The 25,148-nt window shown below is 74.4% G+C and carries 21 protein-coding genes and 1 pseudogene; 10 read left to right on the top strand and 12 right to left on the bottom strand.

Features of this window, described 5'->3' with window-relative positions; all coding sequences use genetic code 11:
• Positions 1–76 precede the first annotated feature (76 nt).
• On the top strand, positions 77–1,009 hold the full coding sequence (locus SAM23877_RS11975; RefSeq protein ID WP_053130467.1) for an oxidoreductase: 933 nt from the start codon (positions 77–79) through the stop codon (positions 1,007–1,009).
• A gap of 194 nt (positions 1,010–1,203) precedes the next feature.
• Here SAM23877_RS11975 and SAM23877_RS11970 read toward each other — a convergent pair whose 3' ends face one another.
• The 4 genes from SAM23877_RS11970 to SAM23877_RS11955 form a co-directional block, all read right to left on the bottom strand.
• Positions 1,204–2,358, bottom strand: a complete 1,155-nt coding sequence (locus SAM23877_RS11970) for an alkaline phosphatase PhoX (RefSeq protein ID WP_053130463.1) — start codon at positions 2,356–2,358, stop codon at positions 1,204–1,206.
• A gap of 175 nt (positions 2,359–2,533) precedes the next feature.
• Positions 2,534–2,884 carry a nitrite reductase small subunit NirD gene (nirD, locus tag SAM23877_RS11965; protein ID WP_053130460.1) on the bottom strand — a complete coding sequence of 117 codons (351 nt, stop codon included), beginning with the start codon at positions 2,882–2,884 and terminating at the stop codon, positions 2,534–2,536.
• The gene (nirB, locus tag SAM23877_RS11960) at positions 2,881–5,490 is read right to left on the bottom strand and encodes a nitrite reductase large subunit NirB (RefSeq protein ID WP_053130457.1); all 2,610 of its coding nucleotides are present in this window, start codon (positions 5,488–5,490) and stop codon (positions 2,881–2,883) included. Before nirB ends, nirD begins: the two co-directional genes overlap by 4 nt.
• Positions 5,490–6,707, bottom strand: coding sequence for an NAD(P)/FAD-dependent oxidoreductase (locus SAM23877_RS11955; protein ID WP_053130454.1), 1,218 nt, complete (start codon positions 6,705–6,707; stop codon positions 5,490–5,492). The genes nirB and SAM23877_RS11955 overlap by 1 nt, the downstream gene beginning before the upstream one ends.
• Before the next feature lie 267 nt (positions 6,708–6,974).
• Here SAM23877_RS11955 and SAM23877_RS11950 point away from each other — a divergent pair, with 267 nt between their 5' ends.
• A complete protein-coding gene (locus SAM23877_RS11950) occupies positions 6,975–7,757 on the top strand; it encodes a sulfite exporter TauE/SafE family protein (protein WP_053130450.1) in 783 nt (260 codons plus the stop codon).
• A gap of 60 nt (positions 7,758–7,817) precedes the next feature.
• On the opposite strand, the gene SAM23877_RS11945 is transcribed toward SAM23877_RS11950, so the two are convergent.
• Together SAM23877_RS11945 and SAM23877_RS11940 are read right to left on the bottom strand one after the other, a co-directional pair.
• The gene (locus tag SAM23877_RS11945) at positions 7,818–8,309 is read right to left on the bottom strand and encodes a hemerythrin domain-containing protein (RefSeq protein WP_053130447.1); all 492 of its coding nucleotides are present in this window, start codon (positions 8,307–8,309) and stop codon (positions 7,818–7,820) included.
• A gap of 151 nt (positions 8,310–8,460) precedes the next feature.
• Positions 8,461–9,363, bottom strand: coding sequence for an imine reductase family protein (locus tag SAM23877_RS11940; RefSeq protein WP_053130445.1), 903 nt, complete (start codon positions 9,361–9,363; stop codon positions 8,461–8,463).
• Positions 9,364–9,469: 106 nt separating this feature from the next.
• On the opposite strand from SAM23877_RS11940, the gene SAM23877_RS11935 reads away from it, so the two are divergent.
• On the top strand, positions 9,470–9,859 hold the full coding sequence (locus SAM23877_RS11935; RefSeq protein ID WP_053130433.1) for a winged helix-turn-helix transcriptional regulator: 390 nt from the start codon (positions 9,470–9,472) through the stop codon (positions 9,857–9,859).
• Here SAM23877_RS11935 and SAM23877_RS11930 read toward each other — a convergent pair.
• A complete protein-coding gene (locus SAM23877_RS11930; protein ID WP_053130430.1) occupies positions 9,797–10,423 on the bottom strand; it encodes a class F sortase in 627 nt (208 codons plus the stop codon). The genes SAM23877_RS11935 and SAM23877_RS11930 overlap by 63 nt on opposite strands.
• A gap of 209 nt (positions 10,424–10,632) precedes the next feature.
• Positions 10,633–11,166, bottom strand: coding sequence for a hypothetical protein (locus SAM23877_RS11925; RefSeq protein ID WP_053130427.1), 534 nt, complete (start codon positions 11,164–11,166; stop codon positions 10,633–10,635).
• A gap of 288 nt (positions 11,167–11,454) precedes the next feature.
• Here SAM23877_RS11925 and SAM23877_RS11920 point away from each other — a divergent pair, with 288 nt between their 5' ends.
• Positions 11,455–12,042, top strand: coding sequence for an NADPH-dependent FMN reductase (locus SAM23877_RS11920; protein ID WP_053130424.1), 588 nt, complete (start codon positions 11,455–11,457; stop codon positions 12,040–12,042).
• Positions 12,043–12,125: 83 nt separating this feature from the next.
• On the opposite strand, the gene SAM23877_RS11915 is transcribed toward SAM23877_RS11920, so the two are convergent.
• Positions 12,126–13,769: a M4 family metallopeptidase gene (locus SAM23877_RS11915; RefSeq protein ID WP_053130421.1), complete on the bottom strand. Its 1,644-nt coding sequence runs from the start codon at positions 13,767–13,769 to the stop codon at positions 12,126–12,128.
• 145 nt (positions 13,770–13,914) lie between these two features.
• On the opposite strand from SAM23877_RS11915, the gene SAM23877_RS11910 reads away from it, so the two are divergent.
• A complete protein-coding gene (locus SAM23877_RS11910) occupies positions 13,915–14,337 on the top strand; it encodes a gamma-glutamylcyclotransferase family protein (RefSeq protein WP_053130419.1) in 423 nt (140 codons plus the stop codon).
• Between the two features lie 3 nt (positions 14,338–14,340).
• Here SAM23877_RS11910 and SAM23877_RS11905 read toward each other — a convergent pair whose 3' ends face one another.
• Positions 14,341–16,494, bottom strand: a complete 2,154-nt coding sequence (locus tag SAM23877_RS11905; protein WP_053130415.1) for a molybdopterin oxidoreductase family protein — start codon at positions 16,492–16,494, stop codon at positions 14,341–14,343.
• Between the two features lie 392 nt (positions 16,495–16,886).
• Entirely contained in the window at positions 16,887–17,573 is a 687-nt protein-coding gene (locus tag SAM23877_RS11900; RefSeq protein WP_053130413.1) for a SanA/YdcF family protein, read from the bottom strand.
• Between the two features lie 165 nt (positions 17,574–17,738).
• Between SAM23877_RS11900 and SAM23877_RS11895 the strand changes: the two genes are divergently transcribed.
• The 5 genes and pseudogenes from SAM23877_RS11895 (at position 17,739) to SAM23877_RS11875 (ending at position 24,711) form a co-directional block, all read left to right on the top strand.
• On the top strand, positions 17,739–18,527 hold the full coding sequence (locus SAM23877_RS11895; protein WP_053130410.1) for a sirohydrochlorin chelatase: 789 nt from the start codon (positions 17,739–17,741) through the stop codon (positions 18,525–18,527).
• A gap of 121 nt (positions 18,528–18,648) precedes the next feature.
• Complete coding sequence (locus SAM23877_RS11890; RefSeq protein WP_053130408.1) at positions 18,649–19,923, top strand: deoxyguanosinetriphosphate triphosphohydrolase; 1,275 nt, start codon at positions 18,649–18,651, stop codon at positions 19,921–19,923.
• A 145-nt stretch (positions 19,924–20,068) separates the two neighbouring features.
• Entirely contained in the window at positions 20,069–21,334 is a 1,266-nt protein-coding gene (locus SAM23877_RS11885) for an NAD(P)/FAD-dependent oxidoreductase (RefSeq protein WP_053130405.1), read from the top strand.
• Positions 21,335–21,363: 29 nt separating this feature from the next.
• Entirely contained in the window at positions 21,364–23,292 is a 1,929-nt protein-coding gene (dnaG, locus tag SAM23877_RS11880; RefSeq protein ID WP_053130400.1) for a DNA primase, read from the top strand.
• A 96-nt stretch (positions 23,293–23,388) separates the two neighbouring features.
• Positions 23,389–24,711: pseudogene (locus SAM23877_RS11875) on the top strand (RNA polymerase sigma factor).
• 19 nt (positions 24,712–24,730) lie between these two features.
• Here SAM23877_RS11875 and SAM23877_RS11870 read toward each other — a convergent pair.
• Entirely contained in the window at positions 24,731–25,147 is a 417-nt protein-coding gene (locus tag SAM23877_RS11870) for a universal stress protein (protein WP_053130395.1), read from the bottom strand.
• Between the last annotated feature and the right edge of the window lies 1 nt (position 25,148).

Genomic DNA, 25,148 nt, shown 5'->3' with positions numbered 1-25,148 from the left:
ACCGGACGGTAGCTCTCCGCTCCCAGCCGCGGGGCGCGTACGGTAAGCAGGGTCCGGACCTGGGAAGGAGCCGCTGATGACCGGCTGGAACGTGGGCGACATCCCCGGCCAGGACGGGCGCGTCGCCGTGGTCACCGGGGGCAACGGCGGCCTCGGCCACGTGGTGGCCCGGGAGCTCGCCCGCAAGGGGGCGTCCGTGGTGCTCGCCTGCCGCGACGAGGGGCGCGGGAGCGCGGCCGTCGAGCGCCTGCGCGGTGAGGTGCCGGACGCCGCCGTGGAACTGGCGCGCCTGGACCTCGGGGACCTGGCCTCCGTGCGGGAGTTCGCGCACGGACTGCCGTACGAGCGGGTCGATCTGCTCGTCAACAACGCCGGGGTGATGGCCCTGCCCTACGGGACGACGGCGGACGGCTTCGAGACGCAGTTCGGCGTCAACCACCTGGGCCACTTCGCCCTCACCGGGTTGCTGCTGCCCGTCCTGCTCGCCACGCCGGGCGCCAGGATCGTGACCGTCTCCAGCATGCTGCACGCGCTGGCCAAGGTCGATCCGCGCGACCTCAACAACGTACGCCGCTACGGGCGCTGGACCGCCTACGCCCGCTCGAAGTCCGCCAACCTGCTCTTCACGCACGAGCTGGCGCGGCGGCTCGCGGCACGGGACGGTGCCGCGGACGTGCGCGCGGTCGCCGCCCATCCCGGGTACGCGGAGACCGGCCTCCAGACCGCCGGACCCCGGGCCGAGGGGCGCCGGATCGCCGAAGGACTGATGCTGCTCGCCAACCGGGTCGTCGCCCAGCCCGCCGAGGCCGGCGCACTGCCCGTCCTGTACGCGGCGACCGCGCCCGGTGTTCCCGCCGACTCCTTCACCGGCCCGTCCTTCGCGATGTGGCGCGGGGCGCCGGCACCCTCCTGGCGGGCCTCCTGGACCACCGACGACGCGATGGGGGAGCGGCTGTGGGCCGCCTCCGAGCGGCTGACGGGCGTCACGTACGAGGCGCTCGAGGCCTGACCCCGCCTACGGCGGCTGCGGGAACCGGCCGAGGGCGCACGCCGGGACGACCGGGTCGGCGAGTCGGGCATTACGGGGGGACACGAAGACCTCCGTGCGGTCAGTCCTGGACAGCTCCGCCACACCGGAGGTCTTCGCCATGATCAAGCCCGCCGGCGTCGACAACGCTCGTGATCAACACACCAGCAATACACCTAGGCCCGGAACGGCCCGCGCACCTCGTACGTGATGCCGCCGGACGAACTCCCGCTCGTCCCCCGCTGGCTGGAGAAGTACAGCCGCGTGCCGTCGGGCGAGAACGCCGGACCGGTGATCTCCGAGCCGGACTGCCCGTCGACGCGCAGGAAGGGGGCGATCACGTCGTTCGGCGTGATCACGCAGATCTCCATGGTGCCGCCGTCCTCCGCGACGAACAGGTCGCCCGAGGAGCTGCCGGTGACGTTGTCCACGCCGGTCAGCGGGGCGGTGCCGGAGGTCACCAGGGAGTCGTCGTAGGCCAGTTCGATGGTCTGGGCGGCGGCGTCGTACTGCCAGACGCGGTTGTCGCCCTTGGTGGTGAACCAGCAGGTGTCGTCCGCGTAGTAGCAGCCCTCGCCGCCGTTGAAGCGCTTGGCGCCGGAGACCTGGTTGCGGGTGGCCGTGGCGCCGGACGGGTCGGGGACCCGCGCCCAGGTCACGGGCCCGCTGGTGGCCGAGCCCGCGACCAGCACCTCCAGGGTGCCGGAGGACAGGTCGCCCCAGGTCGTCGGGCGGAAGCGGTAGAAGCAGCCGTCGGTCACGTCCTCGGTCAGGTACACGACCTTGCGCACCGGGTCGGCCGCCGCCGCCTCGTGCTTGAAGCGGCCCATGGCGTCCCGCCGCACCGCGGCCTTCACGCCCCACGGGTCGGTCTCGTAGACGTAGCCGCGGTCCACCTCCTCGCAGGACAGCCAGGTGTTCCAGGGGGTCCTGCCGCCCGCGCAGTTCTGCCGGGTGCCGGAGAGCACCCGGTAGGCGGACGTGATCGCGCCGGTGGACGAGAACCGCACCGCGCTCGCGCCGCCGGAGGGGTTGACCTCCGAGTTGGAGACGTAGATCCAGCCGGTGCCGTCCGCGTAACAGGCGCCGCCGTCCGGTGCGCTGTGCCAGGTGTACGAGGTGCCCGCGACCTTCTGGCCGGACCGGGCGATCACCCTGCTGGTGAAACCGGCGGGCAGGCGGACGCCGTTGCCGTCGGGCGCGCCGAGCGCCCCGTACGGGCCGCTGCCGGGCTGGGCGGGCGCGGCGTACGCGGCACCGCGCCACAGGGTCCCGCCGAGGACGGCCGAGCCGCCGACGACGGCCGTGCGCAGGAGGGTACGACGATCCACTGCTGCCTCCGGGTGTCAGGTCCGGCCCCGTCGCCGGCCGGCGACGGGGCGTGCGGCTTGGACCCTAGGGCAGCTCGGTTGACGGTCCATGGACAATCCGTGACGGCTGGGCGGCGCCTCGGGACCGGACCCGGCCCGGCGGTTCACCACCACCGGACCGGTCCCTCCTCGTCCCTCAGGCCGCCTTCACCTCGTACGTCTCCACCCGTACCGCCTCGTCGTCCAGGCACTCCCCGGTCGCCAGGTCGAAGCGCTGCTTGAGCAGGGGGGAGGCGACGAACGGGCGGCCCTGGTGGGTGCCGGTCAGGCCGCGGGAGAGGACCGCCGCCCCGGTGAACGGGTCGCGGTTGTCGATGGCGTACAGCTCGCCGCCCCGGTCGCGGAACAGGGCCACCTGTCCGCCGTCCGGCAGCAGGGCCGCGACGCCCCGGCCCGGGAGCAGGGCGCCGAGGTCACAGGCCGTGAACCAGTCGTCGGTCAGCCGCAGCCGGACCTTCAGGTCGGTCGTCTCGGGTGCCAGGGTCATCGCCGGGTGCTTCCTTCCAGGAGGTCTTCCTCGGTGCGCCGCAGGCCGATGTCCAGCAGCGGCAGGTCGGGCTTCATCTGGTCGCGCTCGGGCACGAAGCCCACGACCGGGTCGGGGGTGTCGGGCGCGTTCACGAAGGACACGAACCGGGCCAGCTTCTCGGGGTCGTTGATGGTCTCGGCCCACTCGTCCCGGTAGTGCGAGACGTGGGCGGACATCAGGGACTCCAGCTCGTCGCAGATGCCGAGCGAGTCGTGCACGACCACGTCCCGTACGTGGTCCAGGCCGCCCGGGATGCGCTCCAGCCAGGTGGAGGTGCGCTCCAGCTTGTCGGCGGTGCGGATGTAGAACATCAGGAACCGGTCGATCAGGCGGACCAGTTCGGCGTCGGAGAGGTCCTGCGCGAGCAGGTCCGCGTGGCGCGGGGTGGCGCCGCCGTTGCCGCCGACGTACAGGTTCCAGCCGTTGGCGGTGGCGATCACGCCGAAGTCCTTCGACTGGGCCTCGGCGCACTCGCGGGCGCACCCCGACACCGCCGACTTCAGCTTGTGCGGCGACCTGAGCCCCCGGTAGCGCAGCTCCAGGTCGATCGCCATGCGCACGGAGTCCTGGACGCCGTAGCGGCACCAGGTCTGCCCCACGCAGGACTTCACCGTGCGCAGCGACTTCCCGTAGGCGTGCCCGGACTCGAAGCCGGCGTCCACCAGCCGGGCCCAGATCACCGGGAGCTGCTCGACGCGGGCGCCGAACATGTCGATGCGCTGACCGCCGGTGATCTTCGTGTAGAGCCCGAAGTCGCGGGCGATCTCACCGATGACGATCAACTTCTCCGGGGCGATCTCACCGCCCGGGATGCGCGGGACGACCGAGTACGAGCCGTTGCGCTGGAGGTTGGCCAGGAAGTGGTCGTTGGTGTCCTGGAGGGCCGCCTGCTCGCCCTCCAGGACATAGCCGCTCGCGCCGATCGCCGGGGCGAGGGAGGCGATGATCGAGCCGACCGTCGGCTTGCACACCTCGCACCCGTCACCGCCCCGGGCGCCCTCGCGGCCGTGCCGGTCGAGGAGCTCGCGGTAGGAGGTGATCCGCAGGGTGTGGACGATCTCGTACAGCTCCTCGCGGGTCTGCGCGAAGCAGCCGCACAGGCCCTTGTCGACCTCGACGCCGCTCGCCTCCAGCTCGGCGGTGAGCAGCTGGCCGAGCACCTTGAGGCAGGAGCCGCAGCCGGTACCGGCCTTGGTGCACTTCTTCACCTCGGGCACGGTGGTGCACTGGTGGTCGGTCACCGCGCCGCGGACCGCGCCCTTGCTGACGTTGTGGCAGGAGCAGATCACCGCCTCGTCGGGGAGCGCGGACGGGCCCAGCTGGACCGGGCCGCCGGCGCCGGCGGGCAGCACCAGGGACTCGGGGGAGACCGGCGGGACCGAGCCGGTGAAGGCGCGCAGCGTGCCGTACGCGTCCGCGTCGCCGATCAGGATGCCGCCGAGCAGCGTGCCGTCGCGGGCCACGACCAGCTTCTTGTAGAGGCCGGCCCGGGAGTCGGAGTAGACGACGTCCAGGCAGTCCTCCGCGGCGCCGTGCGCGTCGCCGAAGGACGCCACGTCCACGCCGAGCAGCTTCAGCTTGGTGGACAGGTCGGCGCCGGTGAACGCCGCGTCGTCGGAGGCGATGGTCGCGGCGGCCGTCTCGGCCTGCTCGTACCCGGGCGCCACCAGCCCGTACACCCGGCCGTCGGCCGCCAGCGCGCACTCGCCGATCGCGAACACGTGCGGGTCGGACACCGTCCGGCACTGCTCGTCGACGCTGATGCCGCCGCGCTCGCCCACCGCGAGACCGCAGTCGCGGGCCAGCTGGTCGCGGGGGCGGACGCCGGCGCTGAACACCACCAGGTCGGTGGCGAGTTCGGAGCCGTCGGACAGCTTCATGCCGGTGACGGCGCCGTCCTCGCCGACCACGATCTCCTGCGTGCCCACGCCCGTGTGGACGGACAGGCCCATGCCCTCGATGGTGCGCAGCAGCGCCGCGCCGCCGCCCTCGTCGACCTGCACCGGCATCAGGCGCGGGGCGAACTCCACGATGTGCGAGGTCAGTCCGAGTCCCTTCAGGGCGCCCGCCGCCTCCAGGCCGAGCAGCCCGCCGCCGACCACCGCGCCGGTCGTCGCGGTCTTCGCGTACGCCTCGATCGCGAGGAGGTCCTCGATCGTCCGGTAGACGAAGCAGCCCTCGGCGTCCTTGCCGGGGACCGGCGGGACGAAGGGGTAGGAGCCGGTGGCCAGTACCAGGACGTCGTACTCCAGGACCAGACCCGAGCGGGCGGTCACCTTGCGCGCGTCCCGGTCCACGCTCTCCGCGGCGTCGCCGACGCGCAGTTCGATGCCGTGCTCGGCGATGAAGGCCATGTCGGTCATCGACAGGTCCTCCGGGGTCTTCCCGGAGAAGTACGAGGTGAGTCCGACGCGGTCGTAGGCGGGGCGCGGCTCCTCGCAGAGCACGACCACGCGGTGGGTGGCGGTCAGGCCGCGGTCGGCGAGTGCTTCGAGGAAGCGCTGGCCGACCATGCCGTGGCCGACGAGCACGATGGTGGGGATGGGCCCCGGGGTGGCGGTCATCAGGAGCCTCCGTCATTGGTGAGCAGGTGGAGCAGGGGGCCGCCGTCGGAGGGGAGCGGCTCTGCTCCCTCCCAGGCGCGCGCGAGCGCGCCGACGGTGCCGAGTTCGCCGACCAGGACCCCGCCGACCAGGCGGTCGTCGCGGACGACGACCTTGCGGTAGGTGCCCCGGGTGGCGTCGGCGAGCTGCACGACGTCGTCGCCGGGGCGGGGGTCGGTCTCGCCGAACGCGGCGAGGTCGAAGGGGCTGTCCGGCCCGGTGAGGGTGAGCCGGGTCAGGGACCGGGTGCCGGTGTAGCGGGCGGTGCCGCTCCCGGCGAGCAGTTCGGCCAGCACGCCGGCCTGTTCGAGGGCGGGCGCGGCCAGTCCGTACACGCGTCCCGCGTGCTCGGCGCAGTCGCCGACGGCCCGCACGTGCGGGTCGGAGGTGCGCAGCTCGTCGTCGACGAGGACGCCCTTGCCGATCTCCAGGCCCGCCGCCTGCGCGAGGCCCACCCGGGGCCGGACGCCGCAGGCGAGGACGACCAGGTCGGCGCCGAGGGCGTACCCGTCGGCCATCTCCACCGACCGCACCGCCCCGCCGACGCTGCGCACGTCCCGCACCCGGCACTCGGTGTGCACCTCGACGCCGAGGTCCTCCAGGTGCCGCCGCACGAGCGCGGAGGCGGCCGGGTCGAGCTGGCGTTCCATGAGCCGCTCGGACTGCTGGGCGAGGACGACCTGCGCACCCCGCACGGCCAGCGCGCGGGCGGCCGAGACCCCGAGCAGCCCGCCCCCGATGACGACGGCCCGCACCCCCGGCCGTACCGCCTTGGACAGGCCCAGGCAGTCGTCCATGGTGCGGAAGGCGTGCACGCCCTCGGGCAGCTGGTGGCCCGGGGTGAAGAGGCCGCGCAGGGGCGGCAGTACGGCGTTGGAGCCGGTGGCGAGCACCAGCGTGTCGTAGGCGATCACCGAGCCGTCGGCGCACCGCACCGTCCGTCCGGTCCGGTCGATGCCGGTGACCCGGGAGCGCAGCAGCCCGGCCGGCGCGGGCAGGGCGATCACCTCGGGGCTGTACCGCCCGGCCAGCACCTCCGCGAGCAGCACCCGGTTGTACGGGCGGTGCTCCTCGTCGCCGACGACCAGCGCGGGCGTGCCGAGCTCACCGAGCCGCCGGGCGAGCGTCACGCCCGCGAGGCCGGCGCCGATCACCACCACACGCGTATTCGAGGTCATGACACCGAGCGTGCGGTGCGGGTGTTACCCGGTGGCATCGCGTCTGTTACCCACCGGGAACGCTGCCCTCAGCGGGGGCCCGGGGCGGGTGTGAGGGCCCACCGGTCACCTGGGCCGGCCGGCCGGTGGCGGGGGTGGCCGGCGGTGACCGGGGGTGAGGGGACGGCCCGGCGGGCGGGCGCCCCCCGACGGCCCGACCGGCCGGTAACCTCAGAAGACCCTCATCTTGATGGACGCCACATCCATCTCGTCCTTAGGGTCGCGATCATGCCCGACATATCGCTGACCACGGTCGTCCTCCTGTGTCTGGCGGCCCTCGCGGCCGGCTGGATCGACGCCGTGGTCGGCGGCGGCGGACTCCTGCTGCTGCCGGCGCTGCTGCTCGGCCTGCCCGCCGGCACCCCGGCCGCGCACGCGCTGGGCACCAACAAGGCGGTCGCCATCGTCGGCACCACGGGCGCGGCGGTGACCTACGCGCGCAAGGCCCCGGTGGACGTCCGGACCGCCGTACGCATCGGGCTGGCGGCGCTGGCCGGATCGTCCGGCGGGGCCTTCTTCGCGGCCGGGATGAGCACCGAGGTGCTCAAGCCGGTGATCATGGTGGTGCTGCTCGCGGTCGCGGCGTTCGTGATCCTGCGCCCCGCCTTCGGCACCGCCCCGGCCACCGGCCCGGCCACCCGCCGCCAGATCCTCGCCGCGATCGGTCTCGGGGGGCTCGGCATCGGCTTCTACGACGGTCTCGTCGGCCCGGGCACCGGCACCTTCCTCGTCCTGGCGCTCACCGCCCTGCTCCACCTGGACCTGGTGACCGCCTCCGCCACCGCCAAGATCGTCAACTGCTGCACCAACGCGGGCGCCCTCGCCACCTTCGCCTGGCAGGGCGCCGTCCTGTGGCAGCTGGCCGCCCTGATGGCCGTCTTCAACCTCGCCGGCGGCATGTTCGGCGCGCACACGGCCCTCAAGAAGGGCAGCGGCTTCGTCCGGGTCGTCCTGCTGACCGTCGTCTTCGCGCTGGTCGCGAACCTGGCCTACGAGCAGTGGCTGGCCTAGACGCGGCCCGGCCTCCCCTCCCCGCGGCCCCCGGGCGCTGCGGGGGCCGCGGGCGGGAGGTCAGGAACGGACGAGGCGACGCACGTTCTCGATGTCGCCGCAGCCGGACTTCAGCAGCCGCTCGCGCTGCTCGCGGAAGGCCGCGCCCAGTTCCTCGCGCCGCTCCATGGCGACGTTCTCGCGGGCGCCGTTGAGGATGGTGCGCTCCTCCTCGTCGGCGTGGTGGGTGACGGCCTCCACCAGCTCCTCCAGCTTCGTGTCCCACTCCTCGGAACCGACCTCCTCGACCTCCAGGAGACCGAGGAGGGCCTCGTTGCCCTCGTCGTGTTCGTGTTCGCCGTGCTCGACCTCTTCGTCGTCGATGTGCTTGTAGCGCTTGAGGGCGGGGTAGACCTCGGCCTCCTCGGCCTGGGCGTGCGCGATCAGCAGGTCGGCGAACTCGCGCAGGGCGGCCGCCCGGTCGGCCTCGACGCTGCGCATCAGACGGAAGAGGTCCTCCATCTTCCGGTGGTCCCGGAGGATGAGTTCGACGACGTCCCCGGATTCGGTCATGGCAAGACACCGCTTTCTCGTGTTCTCGTGCTCCACGTGCCTCCCGGGAAGCGTGCCTCTCGGGCAGCACGTGAAGACCACCTGCCAGCACCGTTTACCCCGGTCCGCCCCGTCCAACGGTCCCGACGCGCCGGACGCCGGCGGGTCCCGCTCAGGCGTCCTCGCCGCGCCGCAGATCCAGCAGCTCGACCATCCCGGCCGGGTCCTCCTCCCCGTGCCCCTCGGCCAGCCACCGCGCCATCAGGTCCGTGTACGGCGTCAGCAGCTCGGCGCTCACCCCCTGTTCCCCGGCGGTCCGCAGCAGCGTCGCGTTGCCCGCCACCTGCATGGCGAGGTTGGACACGACGCCCTTGCCGTGGTCGCCGCTCTCCAGCCGCTCGGCGGCCTGGTGCGCGGCGGGCGCCATCGCGGTGAGCCAGTCGGCGAGCAGGGGCGCGAAGTCCTTCGGCGGGACGTCCTCGCGGCCGATCAGCGCGAAGGCGTGCGTGACACCGGCGAACATGCCGCTCATCGCGCTCAGCAGGGCCACGTCGTACAGCGCGGCGAAGCCCGGGTCCTCGCCGACGTACCGGGTCCCGGTGGGAACGGCGAGCGTGTCGCGGTGCTCCTCGAACAGCTCCCCGGAGCCGCTGTACAGGACGTAGCCGCCGGAGCCCGCGTCCCCGATCATCGGCGGTACGGCCATGATCCCGCCGTCCAGGAAGCGGGCTCCGCGCGCCGTCGCCCAGGCGGCGCGGGCCCGGCCCTCGGCGGGCGTCCCGGTGGTCAGGTTCACCAGGTCCCGCCCGCCCAGGGCGACCCCGTCGAGGGCCTCGCCGACCGAGGCGTCGTCGAGCAGGCAGACGATCACCAGGCGGCTCGCGGCGACCGCCTCGGCCGCGCTCGCGGCGACGCCGGCGCCGTCGGCGGCGAGGGCCTCGGCGCGGGCCGGGGTGCGGTTCCAGACGGTCACGGGATGGCCGGCGGCGAGCCAGGCGCGGGCGAGGGCGGCGCCCATGGCACCGGCGCCCAGGACGGTGAGCGGAATACGGGAGGTGGATGCCTTGTCAGTCATGGTGAGAAGACTCCGCCGGGACGCACGGCCGCTCAAGTACCCACTTCGAAGTGGGCGGTTACCCGGCGGAAAGCATGCAGGCAGCGGACCGGGACGGGGGACGGCGATGGGGACGGCACGGCGGCCGGGGGCGTACGTGTGCGGGGTCGACGCGGCGATGGACGTGATCGGCGGCAAGTGGAAGGTGGTGATCCTGTGGGCCCTCGGCGAGGGGACGCGTCGGTTCGGCGCCCTGCGCCGTGAACTGCCCGGCGTGACCGAGAAGGTGCTCACCGGGCAGCTGCGGGAGCTGGAGGCGGACGGCATCGTGCACCGCGAGGAGTACCGCGAGGTGCCGCCGCGCGTCGAGTACTCGCTGACCGCGCGGGGCGTCGCCCTCAACGAGGCGCTGGCCCCGCTCGGCGCGTGGGGGAAGGCGAACGTCCTGAACCCCTCACCGGCTGCCGGTGAGGTGCGCGAAGACGACCACGTTCCCCTGGTAGCCGGTCCCGCGTGAGTAGCGGCCGCCGCAGGTGATGACCCGCAGCTCGGGCCGGAGCGCCGCGCCGTACACCTTCTCGTCGGGGAAGTCCTCGGCGGCGTACACCTCCACCGCGTCCACGGTGAACACCGCGACCCCGCCGTCGCGCCGGTCGACCTCGATCGTGCCGCCCTTCTCCAGGGCGCCGAGGCGGAAGAAGACGGCCGGGCCCTCGGCGTTGTCCACGTGCCCGGCGACGATCGCGGTGCCCTTCTCGCCGGGCGTGGTGCCGGCCTCGTACCAGCCGGCGAGGTTCTTCCTCTCGGCGGGCGGAACGTCGAGGCTGCCGGTGGGGGTCAGCCCGAGGCCGGTCAGGGGGGCGTCCACGCCGATCGCCGGAATGCGGACGCGGTCGGGCGGCGAGGGCGGCAGCGCCGGTGTGGCGGGGGCCCGTCCGGCCTGCCCGGCGCCGCCGCGGGCCTGCGCGGCCGACGGCTGCGGCGGGGACCCGGTGTCGCCGCCCCCGACGAGCAGCAGGGCCCCGGTTCCCAGGGCGACCGCGGTCACGGCCGCTATCGCGGTGTCGCCCACCCTGCGCATGACGTCCCCTCTTCTTCCCCTCGTGTTCGAGAGCTCGGGTCCTCGGCCTCAGGGCCTCGGGTCCTCGGGTCCTCGGCCTCGGGTCCACGGCGTCGGGCCTCGGGTCCACGGCCCCCATGGGTCCCTGCCCCCTCCGGGCCGCGAGGGGCGTCGGACCCGGAGGGGGTGGGGAAGTGCGGTACCTGCGGACGGGCAGCGGAGGGTGCCCGTCAGATCCCGTCGCCTCTCGCCCGGCGATGCAGGAGCCAGGTACCGCCCGCGGCGGCGACGGCCAGAGCCGTCACGCCGGCCGCGGTCTGCACGGGATCGGGGCCCAGAGCGCCACCGACCCCCGTCTTCACGCTTCCTCTGGGGTACACCTGCTCACGGGCCGAGGTCAGGGTGACCACCAGGTCGCCCGTCACCCGGAGGCCGCCTTCACCACAGGTCGCGACGATCTCGTACGTCCCCGGCTGCGCGCTCGGCGGGACCTCGAACCGACCGGTCGCCGCGCCCTCCTCGGCGTCCGGAGCCAGCGGGAAGGCACCGGCGCCCACCGCGCCGGCGTCGCCCGCCGCCGATCCGTCCGCGCCGCACGCCGGCGTGCGCACCGTGGCCTGCTCGCCCGGCACGACGGAGACCGGGTACACCTCCAGTCCGCCGCTCGCCGCGGCCTCCCCGTCGTACGCGTGCGCCGGGGAGGCGAGGCCGACGGCCGCGACGGCGAGCGCGGTACCGGTCAGCAGGCGGGCGGTACGTCGCATCGGTGCTCCTTGAGCTCTTCGGTGGCCCCTGCCCTACCGAGGTAAGTGGCACCGGACGCGGCCCGCTCCCCGAGAACGCGGCGGGAATGGGATGAACGGGTGTCACCCGCGCGCCCGGACGACCCGCGCGGGACGCCGTTTCGGCAGGTCACCGGTAGGAGGCCGGGGCGCGGCGGAAAAGATCCCGAAGGGCGCGGGGCGCGCGTGTGAACGGGTGACCGGCGCCTCCGAACGGGTCCGCCGCCCTCGCTTGACCTCAAGCATCCTTGAGGTATCAGGCTGTCGCCCATGAACACAACGACCGACCCGCTCCGGGTGACCCTGATCATCGGCAGCAACCGCCACGGCCGTTTCGGCCCCGTCGTCTCCGACTGGCTCCTGGAACACCTCCGGGCCCACGACGGCCTGGTCCCCGAGGTCGTGGACGTCGCCGCGACCGACCTGCCCACGACCTTCGCCCCGACCCCGGAGGCGGCCGCCGCCCTGGCGGAGATCACCCCGAAACTGGCGGGCGCCGACGCGTTCGTGGTGCTCACGCCCGAGTACAACCACTCGTTCCCGGCGGGCCTGAAGAACCTCATCGACTGGCACTACGGCGAATGGCGGGCCAAGCCCGTCGGCCTGGTCTCCTACGGCGGTCTGGCCGGCGGTCTGCGCGCCGTGGAGCACCTGCGTCAGGTCTTCGCCGAACTGCACGCCGTCACGGTCCGCGACACCGTCTCCTTCCACAACGCGGGCGCCTCCTTCGACGCCCGGGGCGCCCTCGTGGACCCGTCGGGGCCCGACGCGGCGGCGAAGACGATGCTCGACCAACTGGTCTGGTGGGGAAGGACCCTGCGGGAGGCGCAGGAGCGGCGGCCCTACGCCGTCGCGTGACCCCGGACGGGGGCGCGGGGGCGCATGTGCGACGGCCGCCCCGGTTCCTCGCCCGGGGCGGCCGTCGCACGTGCGCGCCGGGCTCAGCCCACGTTCACCGCGCTCCACGCCGCGCCCACCGCGGCGTGCTCGGCGCTGCCGGCGCCGTAGAGGTCCTCGGCCGCGCTGAGCGTGGCCGTGCGGGCGCCCGCGTAGTCCGTGGACGAGGTCATGTACACCGTCAGCGCGCGGTACCAGATGTCGCCCAGCTTGTCCCTGCCGATCCCCCGGACGGTGGAGCCGTCGCAGGTGGAGGAGGTGTGGCGCACGCCGCCCAGCGTCTTCGCGCCGCTGCCCTCGGCCAGCAGATAGGCGAAGTGGTTGGCGACGCCCGACGAGTAGTGGACGTCGAGGTCCCCCAGTGAGGTGCTCCAGCAGTCCGCCGAACTGCCGTCCCTGCTCGGCCGGTCCATGTACCGCAGGGCGTCCCGGCCGAAGCCGGAGCGGACGACCTTCTCGCCGATCAGGTAGTCCCCGGCGTCGGCGGCGTTGTCCGCGTGGAACTCCACCAGCGTGCCGAAGATGTCGGAGGTCGCCTCGTTCAGCCCGCCCGACTCGCCCGAGTACGTGAGCGCCGCCGTCGACGACGTCACGCCGTGCGACATCTCGTGCCCGGCGACGTCCAGGGAGACCAGCGGACCGAGGGTCGTCCCGTCACCGTCGCCGTACGTCATGCAGAAGCAGCCGTCGTCCCAGAAGGCGTTGTTGTACCGGGTGCCGTAGTGCACGCGGTTGAAGGAGCCCTTCCCGTCCCCCGCGATGCCGCTGCGCCCGTGGACGTCCTCGTAGTAGTCCCAGGTGACGTCCGTGCCGTACTGGGCGTCCACCGCCGTCGAGGCGCGGTCGGCCGCCGTTCCGGTGCCCCAGTGGTTGTCGCTGTCGGTGAACACCGCCGAGGGCGCCCGGACCAGACAGAGGGTGAGGAGGCACAGGTCGGTCTGCTGCGCCGCGTCGCCGGTGTACGTGCCCCCGCGCGTCCCGTCCTTGAGCTGGTACGCCGAACCCGACCGCGTCGTCTCCAGCGGCACCGTGCCGCCGTACAGCGACTTCCCGTCGCCCGACACCGACTCGACGGTGTCCCAGGCGTCGATCCGGGCGCCCGTGCCCGCGTCGGTCAGGACCGTGCGGGCGACCGGGTTGCCGAGGGAGTCCAGCGCGGCCGCGTCCGTGCGCCAGGCCAGCCTCGGGGCGCCGTGCAGGGCGTCGACGACCAGCTCGGGCCTCGCGGTGAGCTTCCTCAGCAGCTCGTCCGGCTCGGCGGCGCGCAGCACGTTCGCGGCCAGGTCGGCCGCCTCGGGGGCCGCCAGCCGCGGAGTGACGGTGGGGAGGGCGATCGGGGCCCGCGTCGCGCGGTCCGCGCCGCGCCAGTCGCCGTCGGGGGCGAGGTGGACGACGAAGTCGCCGCCCAGGACGGGGAGTCCGCGGTAGGTGCGGTCGTAGCGCACGTGCCGGGCGCCGTCCCCGTCGACGACGACGTCGCGGACCCGCGTGTCCTGCGCGGCGTTCGGAGCGAGGCTCGGGGCGTGCTCCGCGAGGGCCGCCGCCGCGTTGTCGAGCGTCTCGGCGGGGGTCGGCCGGCCGGCCGCCTGCGCGGCGGGGACGAGAGCGGCCGTCAGCAGGGCGGCGGTGGTGGCGGCGATGCCCGCCGTGGCGAGACGGGCACCTCGGACGTGCCGTATTCGGCTCATCGGACTCCTTGCGTGGGGGAGCGCGTGGGGGAGGACGTGGGGGGGAGCGCGCTGGTGTCGACCAAGATTGCGGGGGCCCGACATGTCATGTCCATAGCCCTCACGTGGAGATCGTGGGAGGCATGAGGGGAGAGAATGACCCCCCGTGGACACCGCGCGACTCCCGTTCTTCGTCTACGGCACGCTGCGCCCCGGCGGCCGCCACCACGGCCCCTTCCTGCGCGGGCGCACCCTCGCCGAGGAACCGGCCCGCCTGCACGGCGCCGTGCTCTACGCCGGCCCCGGCTACCCCTACGCCGTGGAGGGGGCGGCGGGGGTCGTCGGCGGGGACCTCGTCACCGCCCGTCCGGAGGCGTACGGCGAACTGCTCGGCGCCCTGGACCGGTTGGAGGAGTACGTGCCGGGCGACCCGCGCAACCTCTACGACCGCGTGGCCAGGACGGTCGTCCGGGACGCCGACGGGGCGCCGGTCCGCGCCTGGGTGTACGTCGCCGCCCCAGCCGTCGCCGCCCGCCTCCGGGCCCGGGGCACCCCGGTCGAGGGCGGCACCTGGCCGCCCGTGGGATGACCGCTACGGCGTCACCGCACCGCCGCGGTCACCGCCGAGCGTGGCCCCCGCCGTCCCCACCGCCTCGACCCGCACCGCGCACACCTTGAACTCGGGCATCCGCGAGGTCGGGTCCAGCGCCGGGTTGGTCAGGGTGTTGGCGCGGCCCTCGCCCGGCCAGTGGAAGGGCATGAACACCGTGTCGGGCCGGATGGCGGTGGTGATGCGGGCCGGTGCCACCGCCCGGCCGCGCCGCGAGACGACGGCCAGCGGGTCGCCCTCGGCCGCCCCGAGCCGCGCCGCCAGCCGCGGGTGCAGCTCCACGAAGGGGCCGGGCGCGGCGGCGTTGAGCTCCGCCACACGCCGGGTCTGCGCGCCGGACTGGTACTGGGCCACGACCCGCCCCGTGGTCAGCAGCACCGGGTACTCCTCGTCCGGCTCCTCGGCGCTCGGCCGGTGCGAGACGGGGGCGAAGCGGGCCCGGCCGTCGTCGGTGGCGAAGCGGTCGAGGAAGAGGCGGGGCGTGCCCGGGTGCGGCTCCGGGTGCCGGTCGGGTCCGGGGGCCTCGGCCGGCGCCGGGCACGGCCAGAACACCCCGTTCTCCTCCGCCAACCGCCGGTAGCTGATCCCGGAGTAGTCCGCGGGGCCGCCCGCGCTCGCCCGGCGCAGCTCCTCGAAGACCTCCTCGGGCTCGGTCGGGAAGCCCTTCTCCACGCCGAGCCGGTCGGCCAGCCCGTGCAGCACCTCCAGGTCGCTGCGGACCCCCTCCGGCGGGGCGATCGCGCGCCGGCGGAGCAGCACCCGCCCCTCCAGGCTGGTCGTGGTGCCCGTCTCCTCCGCCCACTGCGTCACCGGCAGGACCACGTCCGCCAGCGCCGCCGTCTCGGAGAGCACCACGTCGCACACGGCCAGGAAGTCCAGCGACCGCAGCCGTTCCTCGATGTGGGCCGCGCGGGGCGCCGACACCACCGGGTTGGACCCCATCAGCAGCAGCGACCTGATGTCCGTGCCCAGCGCGTCCAGCAACTCGTAGGCGCTGCGCCCCGGCCCCGGCAGCGAGTCCGGGTCCACGCCCCACACCTCGGCCACGTGGCGCCGCGCCGCCGGGTCCGTCAGCTTGCGGTAGCCCGGCAGCTGGTCGGCCTTCTGCCCGTGCTCACGTCCGCCCTGCCCGTTGCCCTGCCCGGTCAGGCAGCCGTACCCCGACAGGGGCCGCCCGGCCCGCCCGGTCGCCAGGCACAGGTTGATCCACGCCCCCACCGTGTCCGTGCCCTTGGCCTGCTGCTCCGGGCCCCGCGCGGTCAGCACCATCGCCGCCCGGGGCGCGCAGAACAGCCGCACCGCCTCCCGCAGTTCGGGAACGGACACCCCCGTGATCCGCTCCACCTGCTCCGGCCAGTGCGCCATCGCCGCGGCCCGCGCATCCTCCCAGCCCGTCGTGCGCGCCTCGACGTACTCCTCGTCCACCCGTCCCTCGGCGACCACCAGGTGCAGCATCCCCAGCGCCAGCGCCAGATCGGTGCCCGGCCTCGGCGCCAGGTGCAGGTCGGCCTGCTCGGCGGTCCGCGTGCGGCGCGGGTCCACGACGATCAGGGTGCCGCCGTTCTCGCGCAGCTCGGTGAAGTACCGCAGGGACGGCGGCATCGTCTCCGCCGGGTTCGACCCGACGAGGATCACGCACCCCGTCTTCGGCACGTCCTCCAGCGGGAAGGGCAGCCCCCGGTCGAGCCCGAAGGCCTTCGTGCCGGCCGCCGCGGCCGACGACATGCAGAAGCGGCCGTTGTAGTCGATCTGCGAGGTGCCCAGCACCACGCGCGCGAACTTGCCCAGCGTGTACGCCTTCTCGTTGGTCAGCCCGCCCCCGCCGAACACCCCGAGCGCGTCCGCGCCGTGCTCCGCACGCGTGCGGGACAGGTTCCCGGCGATCAGGTCCAGCGCCTCGTCCCAGCCGGCCGGCACCAGCGTCCCGGACGCGTCCCGCACCAGCGGCGAGGTCAGCCGGGCGCTCGCCGCGAGCACCGCCGGCGCCGTACGCCCCTTGCCGCACAGCGCGCCCCGGTTCACCGGGAAGTCGGCGCGCTCGGTCACCTCGACCGTCCCGTCGGCGGCGGTCGTCAGATTCATCCCGCACTGCAGGGCGCAGTACGGGCAGTGCGTGGGCGTGGCGGTGTTCTGCATGCCGCCCAGCGTGCGCCGCCCGTGTTACGCGACCGGGCGGCGCTTTGTTACGCCCCCGGGACGGCGCCCTCCCCGCGGCCGGCCCCCGACGGTGAGGCCCCGGACGCGCCCGTGCCACCTCCCCGCACCCGCCAGGCCGCGTCGTACCCCGCCTGCGCGCGGGCCCGCGTCACCCCCGGCCCGCGCAGCTCCGCGTCGCCCGCCTGCGCGCGGCCCCGAGTCATCCCCCCCCGCCCTCGCGCCCCCCGTGTCACCCCCGTCCGCGCGCGGCTCCGCGCCGCCCCCGTCTGCGCGCGGCCCCGAATCATCCGCCCCCCGGCCCTCGCGCCCCCCGCGTCACCCCCGCCCGCGCTCGGCCCCGAGTCATCCCCCCCGCCCTCGCGCCCCCCGCGTCACCCCGCCTCGGCCAGGGCGCGCCGCACCCCCGGCTCCCTCGGGCCGAGGAAGTGCGGATCCGGCTCGACGACCGCGTCCAGTGCGGCCTTGCCCGCCGCGGCGATCTCCCGCGCCGCCCCGTAGTACCAGGTCGCGTCGTGCGCGTCGTCGACCCCGACGCCGTACGACACCACCCCCGCCTCCTGGCACAGCGCCACCGCCCGCCGGATGTGGAAGCCCTGGCTGATCAGCACGGCCCGGTCGACCCCGAAGATCTTCTTCGCGCGCACGCAGGAGTCCCAGGTGTCGAACCCCGCGTAGTCGCTGACGATCCGCCCGTCCGGCACCCCCCGCCGGACGAGGTAGGCGCGCATGGCGTCCGGTTCGTCGTACTCCTCGCGGCTGTTGTCGCCGGTGACCAGGACCACCTCGATCCGGCCCGCGCGGTACAGGCCGGCCGCCGCGTCCAGCCGGTGCGCCAGGTACGGGGACGGCTCACCGTCCCACAGCCCGGCGCCGAAGACGACCGCGACCTCGGTACGCGGCACGTCGGCCGCGGTGCGCAGCCGGTCCCCGGTCACCACGTGCAGCCACGTCGCCGGCAGCAGCGACAGCACGCACCCGGCCACCACCGCCCGGATCAGCCGCCGCCACCCCCTACGGGTGCGCGGAAGGCGCGGTCTGCCGGGTCTCCAGCGGCGCATCGTTCGGTTCCCTCCCCGGTCGTCTCCCGACCCGTAGGGACGTCCCGGAGCACCGTCCGGTTCACCGCGCGCTCACAGGCGGCGCCCCGCGTCCTGTGAACCGACGGAAAATCCCCGTGACACCCGCGCAACGGGGAGGCAACGTCCGGCGGCCACCATCGGTGCATGACGGTGACGACAGTGATGCGCAGGACGAGCACGGCGAGCCCGGCCGGCCGGGGCGGCACCCCCGCCCTGGTCGTCGTCGCCCACGGCAGCCGCGACCCGCGCGCGCTGAGCACCGTACGGGCCCTCCTCGACCGGGTCCGCGCCCTGCGCCCCGGTCTGCCGGTGCACCTCGGCCACATCGAGCTGAACGCCCCCCTCCTCCCCGACACGCTGGCCGCCGTCGGCGACGGAGCGGCGGTCCTCGTCCCGCTCCTGCTCACCCGCGGCCACCACGTCCGGCGGGACATCCCCGAGGCGGCCGCCGCCTGTCCGGCCCGCACCCGCGTGGCCGCCCCGCTCGGCCCGCACCCCCTGCTGGTGGACGCCCTCCACGACCGCCTCCTGGAGGCCGGCTGGCCCGCCGGCGCGGGGCCGGACCACGCCGTCGTCCTCGCCTCCGCGGGCTCCCGCGCACCGGACTCGCGGGCCGACACCGCCCGTACCGCGGCCCTCCTCGCCGCCCGCCTCGGCGTCCTGGTACACCCCGCGTACGCCTCGGCGGCGTCCCCGACGGTCCCGGAGGCCGTCCGCGCCCTGACGGCCCGCGGCCACCGCCGGGTGGCCGTCGCCTCCTGCTTCACCGCCCCGGGCCGCTTCGCGACGGAGTGCGCGGCGGCGGCCCCGTGGCTCGCCTCGGCCCCCCTGGGCACCCACCCGGCGATGGCCCGCCTGCTCCTGCACCGCTACGACGAGGCGAGGGCTGCCGAGGCAGGGACGCCGGAGGCGAGAGCACTGGCGCGCGCCTGACCGAGCAGGCGCGCGGGGGGACCGCGCGACCGGCCCCGGACGACCCGCGGCGGCCCGGCCACCGGTCCCGGCACCCGCACCGGCCCGCCGACTGTCACACCTTCCGCTTACTGTTCAGGACATGGAAGGCACCGCACCCCCACCCCCGTACGATCCGACCTCCGTCGCCCGCTACGCCCCGGAGCCGGACAAACGCCCCGGCCGCACCGCCTTCCAACGCGACCGCGCCCGCATCCTGCACTCCGGCGCCCTGCGCCGCCTCGCCGGCAAGACGCAGGTCGTCACGCCGGGGGAGGGCAGCCCCGTGTGGGACGCCAGCCCCCGCACCCGCCTCACGCACTCCCTGGAGTGCGCCCAGGTCGGCCGCGAACTGGGCGCCGCCCTCGGCTGCGACCCCGACCTCGTCGAGGCGGCCTGCCTCTCCCACGACCTGGGCCACCCGCCCTTCGGCCACAACGGCGAACAGGCGCTGAACGCGTTCGCCGAGGACTGCGGCGGCTTCGAGGGCAACGCCCAGTCCCTGCGGCTGCTCACCCGCCTCGAACCCAAGCGGTTCACCGAGGACGGCTCCGTCGGCCTCAACCTCACCCGGGCCGCCCTGGACGCCGCCACCAAGTACCCCTGGCCCCGCGGCGCCCACCCCACCGACCCCGGCTCACCCAAGTTCGGCGTCTACGACGACGACCGGCCCGTCTTCGAATGGCTCCGCAAGGACGCACCCGGCTCCCGCACCTGCTTCGAGGCCCAGGTCATGGACTGGGCGGACGACGTGGCGTACTCGGTGCACGACGTCGAGGACGGACTGCACGCCGGCCACATCGACCCCAACTGCCTGCTCGCCGACCCCGAGCGCGAGGCGGTCTTCGAGGCCGCGGTCGGCCGCTACGTCCCCGCCGGCACCGACCACGCCGAACTCGCCGCCGCCCTCGACCGCCTCCTCGCCCAGGACTGGTGGCCGCACGGCTACGACGGCTCGGCCGTCGCCCAGGCCCGGCTGAAGGACGCCACCAGCCAGCTCATCGGCCGCTTCTGCCTCGCCGCCGAGAGCGCCACCCGGGCCGCGTACGGGAGCGGCCGGCTCACCCGGTACACCGCCGAGCTGGTCGTCCCGCGCGGCACCCGTCTGGAGTGCGCCGTCCTCAAGGCGGTCGCCGTCCGGTACGTCATGCAGCGCACCGAGCAGGAGCGGCTCCGCGCCGACCAGCGCGTGGTCGTCGCGGAGCTGGCGCAGGCGCTCACCGCCCGCGCCCCCGACGGCCTCGACCCCCAGTTCCGCGCCCTGTTCGACCGGGCCCCCGACGACCGCGCCCGCAAACGGGTGATCGTCGACCAGATCGCCTCCCTCACCGACGCCTCGGCCCGATCGCTTCACGCCCGCCTGACGGGGCATCCATGAGACTGGCGGGGCGGGAGGTGCCCCGACGGGCCCGGGAGCGCCCGGACAGGGCGCCGGGTGGCCTGATCGGGTCACTCCCCCTTCCCGCACCACGCCGTGTGCGGGACGCTCGCATGTGGCGGCACCCTGACGAGGAGGCAGACAAGTGGTCGACGCGGATCAGACATTCGTCATCGTCGGAGGCGGCCTGGCCGGCGCGAAGGCGGCCGAGACGCTCCGCACGGAGGGGTTCACCGGCCGGGTGATCCTCGTCTGCGACGAACGCGACCACCCCTACGAGCGTCCGCCGCTGTCCAAGGGCTACCTCCTCGGCAAGGAGGAGCGCGACAGCGTCTTCGTCCACGAGCCCGCCTGGTACGCGCGGCACGACATCGAGCTGCACCTCGGCCAGACCGTCGTCGCGATCGACCCTGCCGCCAAGACCGTCCACTACGGCGACGACGGCACCCGCGTCGGGTACGACAAGCTGCTCATCGCCACCGGTGCCGAGCCCCGCCGCCTCGACGTCCCCGGCACCGGCCTCGCGGGCGTCCACCACCTGCGCCGCCTCGCCCACGCCGAGCGCCTCAAGGGCGTTCTCTCCTCCCTCGGCCGGGACAACGGCCACCTCCTGATCGCCGGCGCCGGCTGGATCGGCCTGGAGGTCGCGGCGGCGGCCCGCCAGTACGGGGCGGAGGTCACCGTCGTCGAGCCCGGTCCGACCCCGCTGTACGGCGTCCTCGGCCCCGAGCTGGGCGCCGTCTTCGCCGAGCTGCACGAGGCGCACGGCGTCCGCTTCCGCTTCGGCGTGCGGCTGACCGAGATCATCGGCCAGGACGGCATGGTGCTGGCCGCCCGCACCGACGACGGCGAGGAACACCCCGCCCACGACGTGCTCGCCGCGATCGGCGCCGCCCCGCGCACCGCGCTCGCCCAGGCCGCGGGCCTGGAGATCGCCGACCCCGCGCACGGCGGCGGCATCGTCGTCGACGCACAGCTGCGCACCTCCGACCCGGACATCTACGCGGCCGGGGACGTGGCCTCCTTCCACCACGCCCTCTTCGACACCGACCTGCGCGTGGAGCACTGGGCCAACGCCCTGAACGGCGGCCCGGCCGCGGCCCGCGCGATGCTCGGCAGGGGCCTCGCCCACGACCGCGTGCCCTACTTCTTCACCGACCAGTACGACCTGGGCATGGAGTACTCCGGCTGGGCACCGCACGGGTCCTACGACCAGGTGGTGATCCGCGGGGACGCGGCGAAGCGCGAGTTCATCGCCTTCTGGGTGAAGGAGGGCCGGGTGCTGGCCGGGATGAACGTGAACGTGTGGGACGTCACGGAGACCGTCCAGCAGCTGATCCGCTCGAAGGCCCGGGTGGACACGGAGGCGCTGGCGAACCCGCACGTGTCCCTCGAAAGCCTCATCGCCTAGCTGTCGGTCCGTCCCCGTAGACTTCACGCGTGGCAGGACGGATCAACGACGAGGACGTGAAGGCGGTACGGGACGCGGTCCCGATCGACGCCGTCGTCTCCGAGTACCTCCAGCTGCGCAACGCGGGCGGCGGCAACCTGAAGGGTCTGTGCCCGTTCCACGACGAGAAGTCACCGTCCTTCCAGGTCAGCCCGAGCAAGGGGTTCTTCCACTGCTTCGGCTGCCAGGAGGGCGGCGACACCATCACGTTCGTGATGAAGATCGACCACCTCACCTTCTCGGAGGCGGTCGAGCGGCTGGCCGGCCAGGCCGGCATCACCCTGCGGTACGAGGAGGGCGGATACAACCCCTCCCACCAGCGCGGCGAGCGGATCCGCCTGGTCGAGGCCCACAAGATCGCCGCCGAGTGGTACGCGGAACAGCTGGCGACCAGCCCCGAGGCCGACGCCGGGCGCGGCTTCCTCGCCGAGCGCGGATTCGACCAGGCCGCCGCCCAGCACTTCGGCGTCGGCTACAGCCCCCAGGGCTGGGACCACCTCACCCGCTTCCTGCGCGGCAAGGGCTTCAGCGACAAGGAGCTGGTCCTCTCCGGCCTCGCCCAGGAGGGCCGCCGCGGCCCCATCGACCGCTTCCGGGGCCGGCTGATGTGGCCCATCCGCGACATCGGCGGCGACGTCGTCGGCTTCGGCGCCCGCAAGCTCTACGAGGCGGACAACGGCCCGAAGTACCTGAACACCCCCGACACGGCGATCTACCGGAAGTCCCAGGTGCTGTACGGCATCGACCTCGCCAAGAAGGACATCGCGAAGGCGTCCCGCGCGGTGGTCGTCGAGGGCTACACCGACGTCATGGCCTGCCACCTGGCCGGCGTCACCACCGCCATCGCCACCTGCGGCACCGCCTTCGGCGGCGACCACATCAAGATCCTGCGCCGCCTCCTGATGGACAACGGCTCGGCCCGTGTGATCTTCACCTTCGACGGCGACGCGGCCGGCCAGAAGGCGGCCCTGCGCGCCTTCGAGGACGACCAGAAGTTCGCCGCCGAGACCTACATCGCCATCGCCCCCGACGGCATGGACCCCTGCGACCTGCGCCTGGCCAAGGGCGACGAGGCGGTCGCCGACCTGGTCGAGCCGCGCACCCCGCTCTTCGAGTTCGCGCTCCGCCAGATCGTGAGCCGCTACGACCTGGACACCCCGGCCGGCCGCGCCTCCGCCCTGGACGAGGCCGCCCCCGTCGTCGCCCGGATCAAGAACAGCGGCGCCCAGCACGAGGTCGCCGTGCAGCTCGCGGGCATGCTCGGAATCCTCGACACGCAGTTCGTGGTCAAGCGGATCGCCCAGCTCGCCCGCTGGGCCCGCGACCGCGGCGGCAAGGGCCCCGCCCCCGACCGGCCCCAGCGCGGCGGCGGTGACCCGCAGCAGTACGCCGGCACCGGCCGGCCGGGCCCCCGCGGCCCCGCGCTGAACCTGCGCAACCCCGTCTTCGCCACCGAACGCGAGCTGCTCAAGCTCGCCCTCCAGCGGCCCGAGCTGGTCTCCCCGGCCTTCGACGCGTACGGCGTCGACGAGTTCACCGCCCCGCCCTACGCCGCCGTACGCGAGGCGATCATGGAGGCGGGCGGCGCCGAGCTGGGCGTCCACGACCCCCAGGACTACCTGGTCCGCGTCCGCGAGGCCGCCCCGGACGACGCCGTCCGCGCCATGGTCACCGAGCTGGCGGTCGAGGCGATCATGCTGCACCGGGGCGTGAAGGGCGTCGACGAGGTCTACGCGGGCGCCCAACTGGTCACCGTCCGCCGCCGCGCCGTCGAGCGCCGCATCCGCGACATCACGGGCCGCCTGACCCGGCTCACCGGCCACGGCGACCCCGCCGAACTGGCCGCCGTGCAGAACGAGCTGTGGGTCCTCCAGCAGTACGACCAGAGCCTGCGCGAACACGGCGCCGCCGCCCTCTAGAGCCGCCCGCTGGTCACCACGCGGTGACGGACCGGAAGCAAAAAGTCACCGCACGCCCCTCGTGGCGGTGATGTGTCGTACCCCACACTGGGGGCGGTGCCCGAGTCCCCGGAGCGCGGCCGATCCGTCGACGGTTCCCGATCCCCGCGGTTCTGTTCCACGCGTACGGGGCGGACCGCGGCGAGCGAGCCGGCTCCGCCCCCGAAGTACCGCTGCCGGCCCCCGCCGACCGCGTCCATCCTGGAGGTCGCCCCCGTGCAGACCCAGACCCTCACCCAGACCGACACCGGTACCGACGGCGCGGAGCCGGATGCGCAGAGCGGCGTCCTCGTCGCGACGCCCCCGCTCCACCGCGCCGTGCACGACCCCGGCGACGCGCCGGACGACCCGCCCCCGGCGGACGCCCCCACGGCGGCCGACCACCCCGCCGACGTCCCCGAGCCCGCCGACACCTCCGAGCCCGCCGACGTCCCCGAGCCGCCCCCGCCGACCCGCACCGAGACCGGCGGGCCCTCCTCGGACCTGTTCCGCCAGTACCTGCGGGAGATCGGCCGGATTCCGCTGCTCACCGCGGCCGAGGAGGTCGACCTCGCCCGGCGCGTGGAGGCCGGGCTGTTCGCGGAGGAGAAGCTGCGGCTCGCCACCGACCTGGACAGCCGGCTCGCCCTGGACCTCGACCGCCTCGTCGTGCTGGGCCGCGTCGCCAAGCGCCGCCTGATCGAGGCGAACCTGCGGCTCGTGGTGTCGGTGGCCAAGCGGTACGTCGGTCGCGGGCTGACCATGCTCGACCTGGTCCAGGAGGGGAACCTGGGGCTGATCCGGGCCGTGGAGAAGTTCGACTACGCGCGCGGCTACAAGTTCTCCACCTACGCCACCTGGTGGATCCGCCAGGCGATGTCCCGCGCCCTCGCCGACCAGGCCCGCACCATCCGCGTCCCCGTCCACGTCGTCGAGCTCATCAACCGCGTCGTCCGCGTCCAGCGCCGCATGCTCCAGGAACGCGGCTACGAGCCGACCCCGCAGGAGGTCGCCGCCCAGCTGGACCTCGCGCCCGAGCGGGTCGGCGAGGTGCTGCGCCTCGCCCAGGAGCCGGTCTCCCTGCACGCCCCCGTCGGCGAGGAGGACGACGTCGCGCTCGGTGACCTCATCGAGGACGGCGACGCCGCCAGCCCCGTCGAGTCGGCCGCGTTCCTGCTGCTGCGCCAGCACCTGGACGCGGTCCTCTCCACCCTCGGCGAACGCGAGCGCAAGGTCGTCCAGCTCCGCTACGGCCTGGCCGACGGCCGCCCCCGCACGCTGGAGGAGATCGGCCGCCTCTTCGGCGTGACCCGGGAGCGGATACGCCAGATCGAGTCCAAGACCCTCAACAAGCTCCGCGACCACGCCTACGCGGACCAGCTGCGCGGCTACCTGGACTGACCGGGCGCCGGCCGACGCCTCACCCCTCGGTCGGCACGCACAGCACCGGGACGGGGGACAGGTGCAGCAGCTTGTGCGGGGTGGAGCCCAGCAGCGCCCCGCGCATCGGGCTCTCGCCCCAGCTGCCCACCACGATGACCCGGGCCCCGTGCCGGGCGGCCGCGGTGATCAGGGCCTGCGCGGGTTTCTCGTCGATGATCTCGACGGTGGTCGGCACCCCCGCCTCGTCGGCCGCCTCGACGGCATGCCGGAGCGCGGTGCGGCCCGCCTCCACGAGCGCCTCGTGGTGGGAGCCGTACTCCTCGCCCATGGCACCGGGCGCGGCGGCACCGTAGACGAGCACCAGGGGCTCGCCGAACGCGGCCGACACCTCCACCGCGACGCGCAGGGCGCGCACGGCGCCGGCGGACTCGTCGTATCCGAGCACGACCGACATC

The organism is Streptomyces ambofaciens ATCC 23877, from assembly GCF_001267885.1.
In the GTDB taxonomy this organism is placed as follows: Bacteria; Actinomycetota; Actinomycetes; order Streptomycetales; family Streptomycetaceae; genus Streptomyces; species Streptomyces ambofaciens.
Note: the sequence above shows the minus strand (reverse complement) of the source record. Positions and strands in the feature narration are given on the sequence as shown.

Bases quoted from the DNA above. Each gene is read 5' to 3' on its own strand.
- SAM23877_RS11975 (WP_053130467.1), top strand. From the start codon at position 77: ATGACCGGCTGGAACGTGGGCGACATCCCCGGCCAGGACGGGCGCGTC.
- nirD (WP_053130460.1), bottom strand. From the start codon at position 2,884: ATGACCCTGGCACCCGAGACGACCGACCTGAAGGTCCGGCTGCGGCTG.
- nirB (WP_053130457.1), bottom strand. From the start codon at position 5,490: ATGACCGCCACCCCGGGGCCCATCCCCACCATCGTGCTCGTCGGCCAC.
- SAM23877_RS11955 (WP_053130454.1), bottom strand. From the start codon at position 6,707: ATGACCTCGAATACGCGTGTGGTGGTGATCGGCGCCGGCCTCGCGGGC.
- SAM23877_RS11950 (WP_053130450.1), top strand. From the start codon at position 6,975: ATGCCCGACATATCGCTGACCACGGTCGTCCTCCTGTGTCTGGCGGCC.
- SAM23877_RS11945 (WP_053130447.1), bottom strand. From the start codon at position 8,309: ATGACCGAATCCGGGGACGTCGTCGAACTCATCCTCCGGGACCACCGG.
- SAM23877_RS11940 (WP_053130445.1), bottom strand. From the start codon at position 9,363: ATGACTGACAAGGCATCCACCTCCCGTATTCCGCTCACCGTCCTGGGC.
- SAM23877_RS11935 (WP_053130433.1), top strand. From the start codon at position 9,470: ATGGGGACGGCACGGCGGCCGGGGGCGTACGTGTGCGGGGTCGACGCG.
- SAM23877_RS11930 (WP_053130430.1), bottom strand. From the start codon at position 10,423: ATGCGCAGGGTGGGCGACACCGCGATAGCGGCCGTGACCGCGGTCGCC.
- SAM23877_RS11925 (WP_053130427.1), bottom strand. From the start codon at position 11,166: ATGCGACGTACCGCCCGCCTGCTGACCGGTACCGCGCTCGCCGTCGCG.
- SAM23877_RS11920 (WP_053130424.1), top strand. From the start codon at position 11,455: ATGAACACAACGACCGACCCGCTCCGGGTGACCCTGATCATCGGCAGC.
- SAM23877_RS11915 (WP_053130421.1), bottom strand. From the start codon at position 13,769: ATGAGCCGAATACGGCACGTCCGAGGTGCCCGTCTCGCCACGGCGGGC.
- SAM23877_RS11905 (WP_053130415.1), bottom strand. From the start codon at position 16,494: ATGCAGAACACCGCCACGCCCACGCACTGCCCGTACTGCGCCCTGCAG.
- SAM23877_RS11900 (WP_053130413.1), bottom strand. From the start codon at position 17,573: ATGCGCCGCTGGAGACCCGGCAGACCGCGCCTTCCGCGCACCCGTAGG.
- SAM23877_RS11895 (WP_053130410.1), top strand. From the start codon at position 17,739: ATGACGGTGACGACAGTGATGCGCAGGACGAGCACGGCGAGCCCGGCC.
- SAM23877_RS11890 (WP_053130408.1), top strand. From the start codon at position 18,649: ATGGAAGGCACCGCACCCCCACCCCCGTACGATCCGACCTCCGTCGCC.
- SAM23877_RS11870 (WP_053130395.1), bottom strand. From the start codon at position 25,147: ATGTCGGTCGTGCTCGGATACGACGAGTCCGCCGGCGCCGTGCGCGCC.